General features: G+C 41.3%; 1 protein-coding gene. It reads right to left on the bottom strand.

The window, feature by feature from the left end:
• Nucleotides 1-66: 66 nt before the first annotated feature.
• Entirely contained in the window at nt 67-504 is a 438-nt protein-coding gene (gene tnpA, locus CBX96_RS21415) for an IS200/IS605-like element ISShes4 family transposase (RefSeq protein ID WP_011623097.1), read from the bottom strand.
• Between the last annotated feature and the right edge of the window lie 123 nt (nt 505-627).

Here is a 627-nt window from a genome sequence, read left to right on the forward strand (position 1 = left end):
AGTAAAGAATCCGCCTTCTTAGAAGGCGGCTTTGATTTGCCCCTGGAAGGGGCTATTTCCTTACACCTACTTCATCTGTAGCGACAATTGAGCATCATGCTCTAGATCTTGCTTATCTTGATGGCGAACATAGCGTCTTATGATTTCCTCATTTACGCCTACCGTATCAACAAAATAACCCCTCGCCCAAAAGCTATTTCCCCATAACTTCTTGCGAACATGAGGGAATTTGTTAAAAAGCCTTATTGCGCTCCTACCCTTCAATATCCCCATTAATGTGGATACTGACAACTTTGGCGGAATTATCACGACTAGATGCACATGATCTATCTGGACGTTTAATTCTAAGACCTCACAACTTTTCATATTGCATAGAATATAAATCGACCTGTAGAGCTCTTTACCAAGGTTACCTTTTAGAATTTTGAATCTGTACTTAGGCGTCCAAACGATATGATATTTACAACGCCAGTAAACATGTGATGAACTTCTGTAATCGCCCATGTTTCTCGTTTCCTCTTACTTGTGGTGAATAAGAAGGTCTCTTTTAACATGGGCGTTATTCAGGCTATAGCCTTAAGGGACAATCACCACCGCCAGAGGCGGTGGTTTTGGGATGACAATAAA

The sequence above is a fragment of the Shewanella sp. BC20 genome (assembly GCF_003129585.1).
Lineage (GTDB): Bacteria > Pseudomonadota > Gammaproteobacteria > Enterobacterales > Shewanellaceae > Shewanella > Shewanella seohaensis.